This window comes from Aeromonas sp. S16(2024) (assembly GCF_041403065.1).
GTDB lineage: Bacteria > Pseudomonadota > Gammaproteobacteria > Enterobacterales > Aeromonadaceae > Aeromonas.
The window spans coordinates 51,448-66,986 of record NZ_JBGLQX010000013.1; the positions used below are offsets into that span (position 1 = coordinate 51,448).

The window sequence follows — 15,539 nt, forward strand, 5'->3', positions numbered from 1 at the left end:
CTTAAGATCACCGTTTTGCTCCCTTCGCCCCTCGCGGGAGAAGGGTTGGGGATGAGGGGGAATTGCCCTCACCCTAGCCCGCTCCCAAAGGGAGAGGGAACCGATCGAGGTCAGGTGTGGTGGCAGCTCATTTTTTGTTGGCAGATTAACCACGATTTAAGATCACTGTTTTGCTCCCTTCGCCCCTCGCGGGAGAAGGGTTGGGGATGAGGGGGCGGTAACTGTAACCGCATCGATCACCACCGCACTGTTATGCAGAAAAACAGGGCACGATTTCAAGTTCGACGGCGCAAGGCGCCGCCGACAACGCATTCAAGGAGAGCAGTATGGCACTTTGGGGTGGACGCTTCAGTCAGGGAGCCGATAGCAGGTTCAAGCAGTTCAACGATTCGCTGCGGTTCGATTACCGCCTGGCGGAGCAGGATATCCAGGGCTCCATGGCCTGGGCCCGTGCGCTGGTGAAGGTGGGCGTATTGACCGCCGATGAGCAGGGCAAACTGCAACAGGCGATGGAGGTGCTGCTCGCTTCGGTGCAGCAGGACCCCGAGCAGATCCTGAGTTCAGATGCCGAAGACATCCACTCCTGGGTCGAGGGCAAGCTCATCGATGCCGTCGGCACCCTGGGCAAGAAGCTGCACACCGGCCGCTCGCGCAACGATCAGGTCGCCACCGACCTCAAACTCTGGTGCAAGGCCCAGGGCGAGCTGCTGCTCGGATCCATCAGTGCCCTGCAAGCCGGGCTGGTCGCCTCCGCCCGTGCCAATCAGGCCGCGGTGCTGCCCGGTTACACCCACCTGCAGCGGGCCCAGCCGGTCACCTTCGCCCACTGGGCCTTGGCCTATGTGGAGATGCTGGAGCGGGACTATTCCCGTCTGCAGGATGCGCTCAAGCGCATCGACACCAGTCCGCTCGGCTGCGGCGCGCTGGCGGGTACGGCCTACGCCATCGACCGCGAAGCCTTGGCGCTCGACATGGGCTTTAGCGGTGCCACCCGCAACAGCCTGGATTCGGTGTCGGATCGGGATCACGTGGTGGAGCTGATGCACGTGGCGTCCCTCTCCATGGCGCACCTGTCGCGCTTCGCGGAGGATCTTATCTTCTACAACACCGGTGAGGCGGGCTTCGTCGAGCTCTCCGATGCGGTCACCTCAGGGTCGTCGCTGATGCCGCAGAAGAAAAACCCGGACGCCCTTGAGCTCATTCGTGGCAAGACCGGCCGGGTCGTCGGCGCCCAGATGGGCATGCTGATGAGCCTCAAGGCGCTGCCGCTGGCCTACAACAAGGACATGCAGGAAGACAAGGAAGGGCTGTTCGACGCCCTCGATACCTGGCACGACTGCCTCGACATGGCGGCCCTGGTGCTGATCGATCTGAAGGTGAATGGCGAGCGCACCAAGGCGGCAGCCCAGGGCGGTTACGCCAACGCCACCGAACTGGCGGATTACCTGGTGGCCAAGGGCATTCCGTTCCGCGAGGCGCACCATATCGTCGGCGAGACTGTGGTCTATGCCATCGGCGTGAAGAAGCCGCTGGAAGATCTCTCTTTGCCTGAGTTCCAGCGTTTCAGCCCGGTGGTGGGGGAGGATGTCTATCCGAACCTGGAGCTGGAAGCGACCCTGGCCAAGCGGGTCGCCAAGGGCGGTGTCGCCCGGGAGCAGATAGAAGCGGCCCTCACCGCCGCCGAAGCCTGGCTGGCCAAGCGGGCTGGCTGATCCGCGCGGCGCGCCAGCGCCATCACAAGAAAAACGGCAACCTCGGGGTTGCCGTTTTTTTATGTGCCCCATTGTGCAACCTGGCCTGCGCCTATGTCAGCAAGGGTCGAGAGTCCTCAGCCCTTGCTGGCACTGGCCTGATGCACGGCGCCGGTAAGCAGGCTCTGCAACTGGCGCTCGGCCTCGCTGGATTGGTGGTTGGCGCTGAGCAGGGCGACCCCCAATGTGCCCACTGACGGCAGCACGCCGCCGAGAGTCACCAGACTGGCCGGCATGCCGATGGTGGAGCGCACCGTGAGCCCGAGCCCTGCCTACAAGGCCGCCCAGATCCCCCCTAGACTCTGACTGGTGAAGGCGATGCGCCAGGGGATCCCGGCCTCGTCGAGGGCCCGGGTGGCCCTTGATCGCATCAGGCAGGGGGCATCGAAGACCACCAGGGGCAGAGGCTCCCCCCGTGCCAGCAGAGGGGTGAGCTCCCAGTCCGGGTGCGCTATCCATTGCAGTGGCACCAGGTCGATGAGCCGGGCATCCATCCCTTCATCCTGTGGCTGCCAGGTCAGGGCCATGTCGAGGCTGCCCTCCCTGATCCCCTTTGTCAGCGGCCCATTGCGATCGATGCGGGTCGTCATGCGAAGCCCGGGATGCAGGCGACAGAAGGGCCCCAGCACTGTGGGGAGCAAAGATTCGCCAAAGTCCTCCTGTACCCCCAGCCGGATCTCCCCTTGCAGCAGCTCCCCCTTGAGGGCGCGCACGGTCTCGTCATTGAGATCCAGCAGCCGTTTCCCATAGCCCAGCAGCAGCTCGCCCTGGGGGGTCGGGATCAGGTGGCGCCCACTGCGAGCGACCAGCGCCGTGCCGCATTGCTGCTCGAGTTTTTTCAGCTGGGCGCTGACCGCCGAGGTGGAGCGACACAGCCGCTGCGCCGCCAGTGCAAAGTTGCCGCACTCCATGCCGACGACATAGCTGCGCAGGGCATCGAGATCCAGGTTCAGGGGAAGGGGTTGCATAATTGTCCTGATAATCGGGATTGTTGGTCTTTGATGTTTCGATTTTCTAAATTGTAGCAGTGGGAGAGAGTGGCTTCACCAACCAAGGAGATTGCCATGACCCATCCTGTTCTTGATCGTGACGACCTGGCGCTGGTGGCGCCGAGACTGTCCCAACTGGCGGAAGAGACGCTGTTTGGCGATATCTGGCAGCGGCCCGCCCTGTCAGCCCGCGAGCGCAGCCTGATCACCCTGGCGATACTGGCGTCGCTGGGCCGGGTGCAACAACTGCCGTGGCACATAACGTTCGCCCAGCAAAACGGCCTGACACGGGATCAGCTGGAGGAGCTGTTCACCCATCTCGCCTTCTACGCCGGCTTGCCCGCCGCTGTCACCGCAGTGAGCCTGCTGCCCGCCCGCGAGGAGGCCAACCCATGCCGCTGACCCGTATCACAGTGCGCGAGGGGATGAGTGACGCGCGCCTGCAACAGCTCTCCGCGCTCTATCACCAGACCCTGGTGGAGGTGTTTGATGTGCCGCCGGAGGACAAGTTCCAGATCCTGGAGGCCTTGCCGGCCAGGGCCCTCGTCTATCACCCCCACTACCAGACCGGCCGCCGGGACGGCGACTTCATCCTGTTCCAGATCCTGGCGGGAAAGCCGCGCAGCACAGTGGTCAAGCAGCGGCTCTATGAGCGGCTCGCCGAGCGCCTGCATGCGGATTTGGGCATCCATCCCGACAACCTTATGGTGGTGATCCAGCAAAACGGCAGCGAGGAGTGGAGCTTCGGACGGGGTCTGATGTTTCGGCCGGAGGTGAGCTTATGATCGCCATGCACTACAGATTCACCCTGCCGGCGGACTACGACATGGCGCTGATCGAGCAGCGGATCGCCAGCAATGGCGCCAGACTCGACGGCTTCCCCGGCTTGCTGTTCAAGGCCTATCTCTATGGCCGCCATGACGAGGCCGCGCTGCCATGCCGGGAGAATCGCTATGCCCCCTTCTATGTGTGGCAAAGCGCCGAGGCGATGCGCAGCTTCATTGTCAGCGAGGGCTTCGCGGCGCTCACCAGGCATTTCGGCTGGCCCCATATCGAGACCTGGCTGCTGCTGTCAGCCCCGCAGATGGAGGATCTCGAGCAGGCCAGGGTGGCCATCTTGCGGCGCACTCCCATTGCCCCCCATTCCAGCCTGGCCGAGCTGCGCACCGGGGCCATGCTGAGCGGCTGGGATCTTTCCCGCTGGCAGTGGCTGGAGGTGGATCTCCTGCCATCGCTCCCACAAGTGATGCCGGCAGGGGCCGATGCCTATCACATCGGCTACCTGGCCAAAGGAAGCCCTTTGTCCTGAACAGGTGACAGCGGCTATCCGGTGGCGGCCAAGGCTTTCTTCGGTGGCGCTCGGCAGGCAAACTCGAGATGATGTTTTCCCGCCATGGGATCATCTCGACGGGTTTAGTACGGACACACCACCACGGATAAAGGAGCCTGCATGTACCTGCCACCCCATTTTGCCGCCACCGACCCCGCCTCTTTGTATCGGCTGATGCGCGCTTATCCCCTGGGGGCCCTGGTCACCCAGGGCGAGCAGGGGTTGGATGCCAATCACCTGCCGTTTGAGTTCGATGCCGATGAGGGGGAGCATGGGATCTTGCGGGCCCATGTGGCGCGCAACAACCCGCTCTGGCAGGAGGTGAAGGAAGGGCAGGAGGTGCTGGTGATCTTCAGGGCCGTCGAGGGCTACATCTCCCCCAACTGGTATCCAAGCAAGCAGGCGCACCACCAGCAGGTGCCGACCTGGAACTATGCCGTGGTACACGCCCACGGTCGCATCCGGGTGCGGGACGATGCCCGCTTCGTGCGTCGCCTGCTCGCCACCCTGACCCGCACCCAGGAGGCTGCCGAGCCCGCTCCCTGGAAGATGGCGGATGCGCCCAGAGACTATGTCGAGGCCATGGTGCAGGCCGTGGTAGGCATAGAGATCGAGATCGATCAGCTGGTCGGCAAGTTCAAGCTGAGCCAGAACAAGGAGAAAGAAGACAGGGAGGGCGCCATCCAGGGGGCCCGTGAGCGGGGCGGGGAGGCGCTGGCCAAGGCCATGCAAGAGAGCATGCCAGCGGCCATGCCGCCTGCCGCAGCGCCTGCGGCAGACTAGCCGCCCCGGAGTCTGGGGTTCGAACGAATAAAAGAAACGGCAACTTTGGTTGCCGTTTCTTTTATTCCCGCTCCCGCGCCTGCTGCCTGGGCTTTTCGTCAGGGGGGCTGTGCGGGGAGCCGGTCTCCTGCTAGTTGCCCGGCGGCATCCCTATAGCTCGTCGAAGGGGCGGCGTTTCTCCTGCTCCAGCACTATGGCCTCCAGGTTGGCGACCCGCTCCTGCAACTCCCTGATGATGAGATCCTGCTTGCCGAGACGATCCGTGATGCGGACATCCCCCAGCTGGTAGCGGGCGCGTTTGCCAAGATAGCCGAACAGCACGCTGATAAAGACGATCAGGACTATGCCTGTCCACAGACTCATATTGCCTCCCTGATGAAGACTCCCCGAATGGGGTCAATCTGGCCATTTTGCCACCTAGGGGAAGCCTTGCCCAGTGACCGGACAGGCTGACACTGCTTTGTAAGCATCTGGTTACAAAAAGCCCGCCAATAGCCTCGACCCTGGCGCGCCTGTGCTGGTAACTTAGGGCCGATCTTCGTAGCCAGATTGATAATGCCATGGACAGTAAAGTTATTCTCATCGTCGATGACAGCCAGGCGTTGACCGATACCCTCACCGAGTATCTGGGCCGTGCTGGCTTCGAGGTACGCACCGCCTGCGATGGCGAGGCCATGTGGCAGCAGGTGCGCCAGGGCATGCCGGATCTGGTGATCCTGGATGTGATGCTGCCAGGGGATGACGGCTTCACCCTCTGCTCCCAGCTGCGGCGCCTCTCCAACGTGCCCATCATGATGCTGACTGCCGTGACCGAGGATGCCGATCGTATCGCCGGGCTCGAGATAGGGGCGGATGACTACCTCACCAAGAGTTTCAATCCCCGCGAGCTGCTGGCCCGGATCAAGGCACTGCTGCGGCGCAGTCGCCTCACCCAGCAAGCGGCGACCGCCCGGCGCATCAGCTTCGGCCCCTGGACCCTGGACAGCGTGACCCGCCAGCTCTCCCGGGCGGGGGAAGCGCCGCGCCAGCTGTCGGGGGCAGACTACACCCTGCTCGGTCTCTTCATTCGTCACCCCAACGAGCTGCTCAGCCGGGATCTCATCTCCCAGGAGATCTGGGGGCGGGAGAGCGACCCCTTCGAGCGGGGCATAGATGTGCAGGTATCCCGGCTGCGCCAGGCCCTGGATGACAAGGATCGCACCCTGATCATGACGGTACGCAACAAGGGTTACATGCTGGCGACCGAGACCGTCTATGAGGCCTAGCCGGGGCTGGGGGCCCCGCTCCCTGGCCAGTCGTACCAGTCTTTTTCTGCTGTGCGTCATACTGGCGGCCGAGCTTTGCGCCGGTTTCTTCTGGTACCGCCACAGCAATCAGGCCCAGGAGCAGGGCTTGATCAGCACGGTGCGCAGCATGGCCCTGAGCGCCTCCTCCACCATCGCCTTCTTTCGCAAGCTGCCTCAGGATTACCGTCATCTGGTGCTGGAGCAGCTGCGCAACATGGGGGGCACTCGCTTCTTCGTCTCCCTCAACAATCACCCGCTGCCGGTGACCCCCATCTCGGGCTCGTCCCGCCGGGCGCAGATGGTGGGGGAGGTGGAGCGGGTGCTGCAACAGGAGCTGGGCCACGAGGTGACCACCCGGGTCGACTTCACCAGTCGCGCCGATCTGCGGGTATTCAACACAGAGATCCCCATCGACGATCTGCCCCTGAACTGGGCCCACTACAGTCTGGCTCTGGGTGAACTCAATCCGCCGATCCTGGTGATCCAGATTGCCGTCGCGCCCGGCGCCTGGTTCTATCTGGCGGCGGCTCTGCCCGCCCCTTACGAGAGCCTGGATCCCCGCTTCTTCACCCCGAGCCAGCTGGGTTTCATGCTGGGGTCGGCGTTGATCATCCTGATCGCCACCTGGTGGGTGGTGCGCAAGGAGATAAGGCCCATCCGCAACCTGGCACGGGCCGCCACCCTGCTCGACAGCAAGCGGGAGGTGCCAGAGGTGCAGGAGGAGGGCAGCAGCGAGACCCGGGCCGCCATCCATGCCTTCAACAAGATGCAGCGACGCATTCGCAGCCATCTGCACGAGCGGGATCTGCTGTTCAGCGCCATGTCCCATGATCTCAAGACCCCGCTGGCCTGTCTCAAGCTGCGCACCGAGATGCTGGCGGACCCAGAGGAGCAGAGCAAGTTTGCCGCCCATCTGGACGAGATGGAGCTGATGGTGAAGGGGGCCCTGCAGTGCATGAAGGAGACCCACATTCACGAGGAGATAGAGGCGCTGGATCTGATGCAGGTCTTGCGCCGCTGCGGCGAGCTCCATAACCATGATGAACCCAGGATGACGCTGCAAGGGCCCCCCAGCCTGATGCTGGTGGGCAAGCCGCTGGCCATCAAGCGCTGTCTGCAAAACATCATAGATAACGGCATCAAGTACGGAGAGCGCCTGCGGGTGCAGGTGACGCCCCAGGGGGACAAGGTGAGGATCGCATTCAGTGATCAGGGGCCGGGCATCAGTCCGGCGCTGATGGAGCGGGTATTTGACCCCTACTTTAGGGTCGCCTCGACCAAGGCCCTGCCCGGCAGCGGGCTCGGTCTCACCATAGCCCGCCACATCGCCCGCATCCACGGCGGCGACATTCATCTTCACAACCATCAACCCCATGGTCTGACCCTGATACTGGAGCTCAACCTTGACTGATTCCCTGCGCGCCCTGCCCGGCAGCTCACCATCGCCTCGCCCGCATCCACGGCGGCGACATTCATCTTCACAACCATCAACCCCATGGTCTGACCCTGATACTGGAGCTCAACCTTGACTGATACCCTGCGCGCCCTGCCCGGCAGCTCACCATCGCCCGCATCCACGGCGGCGACATTCATCTTCACAACCATCAACCCCATGGTCTGACCCTGGTACTGGAGCTCAACCTTGACTAATTCCCTGCGCGCACTGGCCTGGTTGCTGGCCCTGCCGCTCCATGACGCCCTGGCCGGCGAGGTGGAGATGCTGCACTGGTGGACTTCTCCTGGAGAGCAGGCCGCCTTCGCCGTGGTGACGGCCCAGTTGCAAGGGGCCGGAGTGGAACTCAAGAATGCCGCCATCCTCGGTGGCGGGGGCAACAGCGCCATGGAGGTGCTGCAGGCCAGGGCCATCGCGGGCAATCCCCCGGCTCTGGCCCAGCTGGAGGGGCAGGCCATCGCCTCCTGGACCCTGCTTGGCTTCATCCAGCCCCAGGACGAGGTGGCGGGGGAGCAGGAGTGGGATCGGCAACTGCTGGGGGTGGCCCCCAGAGTCAACAAGATCGGGGGCCACTACATGGGGATCCCGATCAACGTGCATCGCCTCAACTGGATGTGGGTCAACCGCGCCCTGCTGGCCCGCCTCGATATGGCGCCCCCCACCGACTGGCCCGGCTTTCTCGATGCGGTGCGGGCCCTCAGGGCCAAGGGCATCAAGCCGCTGGCCCTCGGCAACGACCCCTGGCAGGTGGCCCTGCTGTTCGAGAGCCTGGCGCTGGGGATGGGGGGCAAGGAGTATTACCAGAAGGCCTTCGTCGAGCTGGACCCGGTGGCGCTCGGCAGCGACACCAGCCGCCAGATCCTGGACCGCTTTCGCGAGTTGAGCGCGCTGGTGCTGCCTACCTTGAGCGGCCAGAGCTGGGATCAGGCCACTGCCGATCTCGCCGAGGGCAGGGCGGCCTTCCAGTTGATGGGGGACTGGGTGCTGGGAGATCTGCTGGCCCGTGGCGTGGCCGTGCCCGAGCAGGTGCAGTGCCTGCCGGCCCCGGGCACCCAGGGGCTCTACGTCTACAACATGGACAGCTTCGTGATGTTCAACGCCAACCTGCCCAACGATCATCTGACCATTGCCCGGGCCCTGGCCAGCCCGGATTTTCAGCTCGCCTTCAACCGGGCCAAGGGCTCTATCCCGGTGCGCCGGGATCTCTCCCTGGCCGACTTCAACCCCTGTGCCCAGCTGTCGCGCATCGACTATGACAGGGCGGAAGCCGCGGGCAACCTGATGCCGAGCGTGGCGGACTCCATGGCCCTGCATCCCCTCTACCAGAAGGCGGTGGAGAGCGAGCTCTATCGCTTCTTCAATCAGCCCGAGCTCGACAGGGAGGGGGTGCTACGCCGCCTCGGCGCCGTGGCGCGCAGCGCCTCCAGCAAGGGATGAGGCATCCCTTTTGTAAGCGTTTGATTACAATCCCATAGCCTATTGATACTCATGGCCGGCGCCGACCCTATACCCTGTTCTGGACAACCATCAAAGAGGAATTGAGACATGTCCGGATCATTTTTTTCCCAGGCGCAGCGGGTCGGGCGCAGCCTGATGCTCCCCGTGGCGACCCTGCCTGCCGCCGGCCTGATGTTGGGGATAGGCAACTTCGGTGCCCAGGGGCACCTCTTCCTGCCCCCCTCCTTCTGGAGCGTGCTCATGGTGTCGGGGGACTGGATCTTCGGCAACATGCCGCTGCTGTTTCTGATCGGCATCGCCATCGGCCTCGCCCGTAACAATGACGGCACCGCCGCCCTGGCCGCCGTGGTGGGCTTCATCACCATGAATGCGGCCCTCGGCAAGACGGTGGTGTTGCGCGGCCTGGAGACCAACACAGAGGTGCTGAGCATTCCCACCCTCAACATGGGGATCCTCGGCAGCATCTTGATGGGGGCCCTGGCGGCCTACTTCTTCAATCGCTTCCACACCCTCAAGTTGCCAGAATACCTGGGCTTTTTCGCCGGCAAGCGCTTCGTGCCCATCATCACCGGCTTTAGCGGCATCTTCCTCGGGGTCATGCTCGGCTTCATCTGGCCCGTGGTGGGCAGTGCCATCTTCGAGTTCACCGCCTACCTGGGGACCCTCAACAAGTCGGTCACCTTCGGCCTCTATGGCCTGGTGGAACGCGCCCTGATCCCGACCGGCCTGCACCACATCTGGAACGCCTTCTTCTTCAACGAGCTGGGCAGCTGGACCAATCCCCAGACCGGGGAGGTGGTGACCGGTGAGCTGGTGCGCTTCTTCAAGGGAGACCCCAGTGCCGGTGGTCTGGCCGGGGGATACATGTATACCATGTGGGCCCTGCCTGCCGCGGCCCTGGCCATCTATCGCTGCGCCAGCCCGGAAAAACGCAAGCTGGTGGGGGGCCTGATGCTGTCGGCGGCCTTCACCTCCTGGCTGACCGGGATCACCGAGCCGGTGGAGTTTGCCTTCCTGTTTGTGGCCCCCATGCTCTACGTGATCCACACCCTGCTGACCGGGGTGGCCTTCGCCCTGACCAACTATCTGGGGATAGTACACAGCACCGACTTCGCCCACGGCGCCTTGCAGTTCTTCCTCTACCTGAACCTGCCCCAGACCCACAACACCTGGTGGTTCCTTATCATAGGGCCGCTCTGGGCGCTGCTCTATTTCAGCCTGTTCAGCTTCCTCATCCGCAAGTTCGACCTCAAGACCCCGGGGCGGGAGAGCCAGCCGCTGCAGGCGGTGGACGCCAAGGAGAAAGACGAGCTGGCGCTGGATCTGGTCGAGGCCATGGGCGGGGCGGCGAACATAGTTCACCTGGATGCCTGCATCACCCGGCTGCGAGTCAGCCTGCAGGACATCAAGCTGGCGGATATCCCGCGCATCAAGGCCCTCGGCGCCATCGACGTGCTGGTGGTGGGCAACAACCTGCAGGCCATCTTCGGCACCCGATCCGACAACATCAAGACCGAGATGTCGGCGGCGCTGGCGGTCTAGAGGCCGCAGCATGGAAGTGGCGACCAGCTCAGTAGCGGGTTGCCGCTTCGGCCACATCGAGGCAGAGATAGCCAGTGTGACCTGCCACTATTGCAGCGTCCGCACCAACGAGTGTGGGCCCCACCAGCGGTGGGGCCCTCTCTCTTTTGGCGCAAGGCCGGGGTCAGGCCAGCCAGAAGGGGCGGCTTGCCCAGATCCCGAGCAGTAGCAACTGGCCCCAGACGATGGCCCAGAACCGCAGCCGGTAGCTGCCCTTCTGGGTCTTGTGACGCAGCCACTGGCGGGCCACCAGGGCGCCTGGCCAGCCGCCGAGCAGCTCCAGCAGGTGCAGGCGGGATTCCGGGATGCGCCAGCCGCCGCGAATGGCTCGGCGCTTGTCCCAGGCGTAGGCCAGCACTGTGAGCAGGCTCATCAGCAGGATCAGGGCAAGGGGCCACCAGAGGCCATGCTGGACGCCGAGCCAGCCAGCCCACCCCAGCGGCAGCAGGGCCAGGGCCATCATGACAGCAGCGCCGGATCCCGGTGCTCGTCCGGGCTGAGGGTACGGATCACCCGAGCCGGGTTGCCGACGGCGACCGAATCGGCAGGGATGTCGCGGGTCACCACGGCGCCTGCGCCTATGATGGAACGCGGCCCTATGGTGACGCCGGGGCAGATGATGGCGCCGCCGCCAATCCAGCAGTCATCGCCGATGCGCACCGGCTTGTTGTAGGCGGTCCAGTTGCGGCGCTCCAGATGGTCCATGGAGTGGGTGGCGGTGTAGATCTGCACGTTGGGGGCCAGCAGCACATGGCTGCCGATGTGCACCTCGCCCACGTCCAGTATGGTGACGTTGAAGTTGAAGAAGGTCTTCTCCCCCAGATGGATGTTGCGGCCAAATTCGCAGATGAAGGGGGAGCTTATCCAGCAGGAGTCGGGGCAGTGGCCGAACAGCTCGGCGCACAGGCTCTGGCGCCCCTGGTGATCCCCCGCCGGTGTGGCGTTGAGTCTCGCCAGCAGGGCCTGGCCGCGAATGCGGTCGCTGGCTATCTCCTCGCTCTGGCTGTTCAGGGCGCCCCCCGCCAGTACCTTGTCCCAGTCGCTTGCCATGCTCGCCTCCTCTCATGTGCCAAGAGGCGCCAGTATACGTGACGGGCAGGGCGGCGTCAGGCTCGCCCTGGTGATAGGTCAGCCCGCCCAGAGGAGGGGCAGGATCAGCAGCACGGAGAGGAGGTAGGGCAGCATGACCCTCAACCCCAGACGGCGGCCGCCGATCACCAGCGCCAGGAGTCCCTTCACCAGTGAGTTGACCAGGCCGGCCAGTAGAATGGCCCGGGCCGCCACCTCCAGTGCCAGCTCCTTGTGGGAGAGCTGGGAGAGGGAGAGGGTGATGGCGTCCACGTCGGTGATGCCGGAGACCAGCGCCAGCAGATAGACCCCGGAGTTGCCCACCTTGCTCTGCAGCAAGGTGGCCATGAAGCCGATCAGCGCCAGCAGCAGGCCGAACTTGATGGCGGTGGCGAGATCCAGCGGGTTGCGGGTTTCTGGCTGCACAGTGTTGTCTGTCGTCTCTTCACGTTGGCGCCAGAACCAGAAGGCAAAGCCGTAGACGGTGGCCGCCAGCAGCAGCAGGGGGAGGGCCAGGCGCATCGCCAGCTCGCCGTGGATGAGCAGCACCAGCACCAGCAGCCGCAACCACATGGTGGCACCCGCCAGCAGTATGCCGGTGGCCAGCAGTCGCTCCAGGCCGGGCTGCTCCTTGTTGAGGCGGGCAAATTGCAGGGTGAGGGCGGTGGAGGAGGCGAGCCCCGCCAGCATGCTGGTGAGCACCAGACCGGCGCGGGTACCGAGCAGGCGCACCGCGAAGTGACCCGAGAAGGAGATGCCGGCGATCACCACCACCATCAGCCAGATCTTGAAGGGGTTGAAGGCGTCGAGGGGGCCCATCTCGGCGTCGGGCAGCACCGGCAGCAGCACCAGGGAGATGAGCAGGAAGCGCAGGGTGGCGTGAAATTCCGTCTCGCTCAAGAACAGCATCCCCTGCTGGATCTGGCCCTTGAGTCCCATCAAGAGCGCCGCCAGCACGGCGCAGGCCACCGCCTCGCTCGGGCTCTGCAGCACAGACATCAGCCCCAGCAGATAAGTAAGCACCATGGCCACCGAGCTGGTGAGGCCAAACTCCCCCTGCCAGCGCTGGGCCAGCCAGACCGAGAGGCCGCAGCCTGCCACCACAGTCAGCAGGCCGAGCAGGGCCAGCCAGGACCCCAGGGTCGGCAGCAGCAGGGCGCAGACGCCGCCGAGCAGGCCGATGAGACCATAGGTCCGCATCCCGGCGATGCGCTGGTTGTCCCCCAGCTGGCGCACCTGCCAGCCCCGCTCCAGTCCTATGATGAGCCCTATGGCCAGTGACACCAGGGCGCCGTAGACGGGCTCCGCCTCGATCCACATGGGGTTCTCCTCTCATTGCTCTCCCTGTCAGGATGGCACAGACGGTGCGCCAGCAGGGGGAGCTGGCTCACAGAGCGGGTGCGCCGCCTGGCGCCTGCCCAGCACGCAAAAAAAGGCGCCACCCTGAGGGGACGCCTGAAAACCAAACCTTGCGGTTTGAAGACCAACGGAACTAAAAATCACACACTCAGCACTGCCTTGGGGTGGTAGGGCTCAACCCTGCCATTTGCCTCCTTCCACTATCACATCGTTGGGATCTGTGTCGGCGCTTAAGCGATCGCGCACATACTGGTCATAGAGTTTGAGCAGGTACTTCTCTTCCCCTAGCCTGGCGAGACGGTCGTTGACCCAGTCACGCAGCTCGAGGTTGCCCTTCTTCACCGCCGGCGCGATCGGGTCTTCCGAGCCCAGCTTCTCGGGCAGCACCCGGTAGCCCGGGTTCTCCTTGGCCCAGCTGAACAGCACCAGGTTGTCCTGGGCGTAGGCATCGCCGCGCCCCTGCGCCAGGGCCTGCAGGGATTCAGAATTCTTCTCGAACTTGAGCACCTTCCACTCCGGGTGGTTGCGGGTCAGCCAGATGTCGGCCGTGGTGCCCGTGGTAACTATCAGGGTCTTGCTGGCCAGGTCATCGAGCTTTTTGGCCGGGCTCCCTTCTGGCACCAGCACCTGCACCGCGACCTTGAGGTTGGGGTTGGTGAAGTCCACCACTTCGCGCCGCTCCGGGGTCACCGTCATGTTGGCGAGGATGAGATCCACCTTGTCGCTCTGCAGGAAGGGGATGCGGCTGGCAGGCTCCACCGCCACGAACTCGATCTTGTTCTCGTCTCCCAGCAGGTCCTTGGCGAAACGGCGACCCAGATCGGTGTCAAAGCCGACGTAGTTGCCCTTCTCGTCCACATAGCCGAAGGGGGGCTTGTCGGTGAAGACGCCTACGATGAGCTTGTCGCGGGCCTTGATCTTGGCAAGGGATCCCTCTTCTGCCTGGGCGGCGCCGCTGGCGATACCCAGTCCCAATAAGGCACTAAGCAGAACCGAAGTGATTATTTTCATGCTGACTCCTTTCGTTTGATGACAGTTGTATAAGAAAACTTGGCGAGGAACTGGCGCGCACGCTGGCTCCTTGGGTTGTCGAAGAACTGGTGGGGGCTGCCCTGCTCCAGGATCTGGCCCTTCTCCATGAAGACGATGCGATCCGCCACCGCCCGGGCGAACGCCAGCTCGTGGGTGACGATGAGCAGCGTCATGCCGCTGCCGGCGAGATCCCGGATCACCTCCAGCACCTCCTGCACCATCTCGGGATCCAGCGCAGCGGTCACCTCGTCAAACAGCATCACCTGGGGGTTCATGCACAGGGCCCGCACGATGGCGATGCGCTGCTGCTGGCCGCCGGAGAGCTCGCGGGGGTAGGCGTGGCGCTTCTCCCAGAGGCCAACCCGGGTCAGCAGCTGCTCGGCTTGCAGCAGGGCCTCGGCCCGCTCCCGCCTCTGCACCTGGATGGGCCCGAGCAGCACGTTCTCCAGCACCCTCAGGTTCGGGAAGAGGTGATAGCTCTGGAACACCATGCCGATGCGCTGGCGCAGCCGCTGCCAGTCGGTATTGGCATCCAGCAGCTGGCCGTCGAAGCGGATCTCGCCCCCCTGGATGGGTTCGAGCCCGTTGAGGGTGCGCAGCAAGGTGCTCTTGCCGCAGCCGCTTGGCCCCAGGATGACGATCACCTCCCCGGGGTTCACCGTGAGGCTGACCTTGTCCAGTACCCGGTGTTGACCGAATTGTTTGCTGACAGCATTGAGCTCAAACAGAGGTGTCATACCGCATTACCCCATTGTTGCTCCAGCCGGCGCGAGGCGAGCGAGAGCGGATAGCAGACCAGAAAAAAGAACAGGAACAGCAGACCGTAGATAAGCAGCGAGCCATAGGTGCGCTCGATGATCTGCTGGCCCACCTTGATCACCTCCACCACCCCGATCAGCACCGCCAGCGAGCTGGTCTTGATGATGCGGGTATGGATGTTGATGGTCGGCGGCGTGAGCCGTTGCAGCGCCTGGGGCAGCAGCACGTGGCGATAGAGCTGCCAGCGGGAGAGCCCGAGCGCCAGCCCGGCCTCCTGCTGGCCGCGGGCGAGGGAATTGAGGCCGCCGCGCACCACTTCGCCCACCTCGCTGGCCCCCCACAGGGCCAGCACCAGCACGGCGCACCAGAAGGCCGGGATATCGAGGCCGAAGAAGATCGGCAGCCCGAAGAAGAAGAGGTAGAGCCAGACCAGCACGGGCACCACCCGAAACAGCTCCAGATAGACCCGCAACACTCCCCGCGTCAGCCTTCCTCCCTGCTGGGCCAGCACGCCGTAACCGACGCCCCCCAGGGTGGCGAACAGGATGGCGAGCAGCGAGATGGCGAGGGTCTGACCCGCGCCCACCGCCAGCAGCGGCAGCGCCTGCGTCAGTTGCTCAGTGACCGGACTGACCATAGTGATCCCTCCTTTCATGCACATGAGTGGCGAGTGACGGCGGCAGCTGGAAG

18 protein-coding genes are annotated in these 15,539 nt (G+C 64.2%); 9 read left to right on the forward strand and 9 right to left on the reverse strand.

Going from position 1 to position 15,539, the window contains the following annotated elements; genetic code table 11:
• The first annotated feature begins 326 nt into the window (after positions 1-326).
• A complete protein-coding gene (argH, locus tag ACB030_RS11525) occupies positions 327-1,712 on the forward strand; it encodes an argininosuccinate lyase (protein WP_371159878.1) in 1,386 nt (461 codons plus the stop codon).
• Positions 1,713-1,828: 116 nt separating this feature from the next.
• Here the strand turns inward: argH and ACB030_RS11530 are convergent, their stop codons facing one another.
• Both ACB030_RS11530 and ACB030_RS11535 read right to left on the reverse strand, forming a co-directional pair.
• Positions 1,829-2,005, reverse strand: a complete 177-nt coding sequence (locus ACB030_RS11530; RefSeq protein WP_371159879.1) for a hypothetical protein — start codon at positions 2,003-2,005, stop codon at positions 1,829-1,831.
• 18 nt (positions 2,006-2,023) lie between these two features.
• The gene (locus ACB030_RS11535; RefSeq protein WP_371159881.1) at positions 2,024-2,719 is read right to left on the reverse strand and encodes a LysR substrate-binding domain-containing protein; all 696 of its coding nucleotides are present in this window, start codon (positions 2,717-2,719) and stop codon (positions 2,024-2,026) included.
• A gap of 96 nt (positions 2,720-2,815) precedes the next feature.
• On the opposite strand from ACB030_RS11535, the gene ACB030_RS11540 reads away from it, so the two are divergent.
• The 4 genes from ACB030_RS11540 to ACB030_RS11555 all read left to right on the forward strand — a co-directional run bounded on the left by ACB030_RS11540 (position 2,816) and on the right by ACB030_RS11555 (position 4,853).
• Complete coding sequence (locus tag ACB030_RS11540) at positions 2,816-3,142, forward strand: carboxymuconolactone decarboxylase family protein (RefSeq protein ID WP_371159883.1); 327 nt, start codon at positions 2,816-2,818, stop codon at positions 3,140-3,142.
• A complete protein-coding gene (locus ACB030_RS11545) occupies positions 3,133-3,525 on the forward strand; it encodes a tautomerase family protein (protein WP_025328303.1) in 393 nt (130 codons plus the stop codon). Before ACB030_RS11540 ends, ACB030_RS11545 begins: the two co-directional genes overlap by 10 nt.
• Positions 3,522-4,049, forward strand: coding sequence for a DUF4865 family protein (locus ACB030_RS11550; RefSeq protein WP_371159886.1), 528 nt, complete (start codon positions 3,522-3,524; stop codon positions 4,047-4,049). The genes ACB030_RS11545 and ACB030_RS11550 overlap by 4 nt, the downstream gene beginning before the upstream one ends.
• Before the next feature lie 141 nt (positions 4,050-4,190).
• Positions 4,191-4,853 (forward strand): FMN-binding negative transcriptional regulator, encoded by a 663-nt coding sequence (locus tag ACB030_RS11555; RefSeq protein ID WP_371159888.1) that lies wholly within the window; start codon positions 4,191-4,193, stop codon positions 4,851-4,853.
• 150 nt (positions 4,854-5,003) lie between these two features.
• On the opposite strand, the gene ACB030_RS11560 is transcribed toward ACB030_RS11555, so the two are convergent.
• Complete coding sequence (locus tag ACB030_RS11560) at positions 5,004-5,216, reverse strand: hypothetical protein (protein WP_139433978.1); 213 nt, start codon at positions 5,214-5,216, stop codon at positions 5,004-5,006.
• Between the two features lie 197 nt (positions 5,217-5,413).
• Between ACB030_RS11560 and ACB030_RS11565 the strand changes: the two genes are divergently transcribed.
• The 4 genes from ACB030_RS11565 to ptsG all read left to right on the forward strand — a co-directional run bounded on the left by ACB030_RS11565 (position 5,414) and on the right by ptsG (position 10,592).
• Positions 5,414-6,118 (forward strand): response regulator, encoded by a 705-nt coding sequence (locus ACB030_RS11565; protein ID WP_005891778.1) that lies wholly within the window; start codon positions 5,414-5,416, stop codon positions 6,116-6,118.
• Positions 6,108-7,550 carry a sensor histidine kinase gene (locus ACB030_RS11570; RefSeq protein WP_371159891.1) on the forward strand — a complete coding sequence of 481 codons (1,443 nt, stop codon included), beginning with the start codon at positions 6,108-6,110 and terminating at the stop codon, positions 7,548-7,550. The genes ACB030_RS11565 and ACB030_RS11570 overlap by 11 nt, the downstream gene beginning before the upstream one ends.
• 231 nt (positions 7,551-7,781) lie before the next feature.
• Entirely contained in the window at positions 7,782-9,029 is a 1,248-nt protein-coding gene (locus ACB030_RS11575; protein ID WP_371159893.1) for an ABC transporter substrate-binding protein, read from the forward strand.
• Positions 9,030-9,137: 108 nt separating this feature from the next.
• Positions 9,138-10,592 carry a glucose-specific PTS transporter subunit IIBC gene (gene ptsG, locus ACB030_RS11580; protein ID WP_371159895.1) on the forward strand — a complete coding sequence of 485 codons (1,455 nt, stop codon included), beginning with the start codon at positions 9,138-9,140 and terminating at the stop codon, positions 10,590-10,592.
• Between the two features lie 163 nt (positions 10,593-10,755).
• Here ptsG and ACB030_RS11585 read toward each other — a convergent pair whose 3' ends face one another.
• The 6 genes from ACB030_RS11585 to ACB030_RS11610 all read right to left on the reverse strand — a co-directional run bounded on the left by ACB030_RS11585 (position 10,756) and on the right by ACB030_RS11610 (position 15,486).
• Positions 10,756-11,094 (reverse strand): DUF1294 domain-containing protein, encoded by a 339-nt coding sequence (locus ACB030_RS11585; protein WP_371159897.1) that lies wholly within the window; start codon positions 11,092-11,094, stop codon positions 10,756-10,758.
• The gene (locus ACB030_RS11590) at positions 11,091-11,681 is read right to left on the reverse strand and encodes a sugar O-acetyltransferase (RefSeq protein WP_371159899.1); all 591 of its coding nucleotides are present in this window, start codon (positions 11,679-11,681) and stop codon (positions 11,091-11,093) included. The genes ACB030_RS11585 and ACB030_RS11590 overlap by 4 nt, the downstream gene beginning before the upstream one ends.
• Positions 11,682-11,759: 78 nt before the next feature.
• Positions 11,760-13,019: an MgtC/SapB family protein gene (locus ACB030_RS11595; RefSeq protein WP_371159901.1), complete on the reverse strand. Its 1,260-nt coding sequence runs from the start codon at positions 13,017-13,019 to the stop codon at positions 11,760-11,762.
• A gap of 213 nt (positions 13,020-13,232) precedes the next feature.
• Complete coding sequence (locus ACB030_RS11600; RefSeq protein WP_371159903.1) at positions 13,233-14,069, reverse strand: transporter substrate-binding domain-containing protein; 837 nt, start codon at positions 14,067-14,069, stop codon at positions 13,233-13,235.
• Entirely contained in the window at positions 14,066-14,827 is a 762-nt protein-coding gene (locus ACB030_RS11605; RefSeq protein ID WP_371159905.1) for an amino acid ABC transporter ATP-binding protein, read from the reverse strand. The genes ACB030_RS11600 and ACB030_RS11605 overlap by 4 nt, the downstream gene beginning before the upstream one ends.
• A complete protein-coding gene (locus ACB030_RS11610) occupies positions 14,824-15,486 on the reverse strand; it encodes an amino acid ABC transporter permease (protein WP_203763113.1) in 663 nt (220 codons plus the stop codon). Before ACB030_RS11610 ends, ACB030_RS11605 begins: the two co-directional genes overlap by 4 nt.
• Positions 15,487-15,539: the final 53 nt, after the last annotated feature.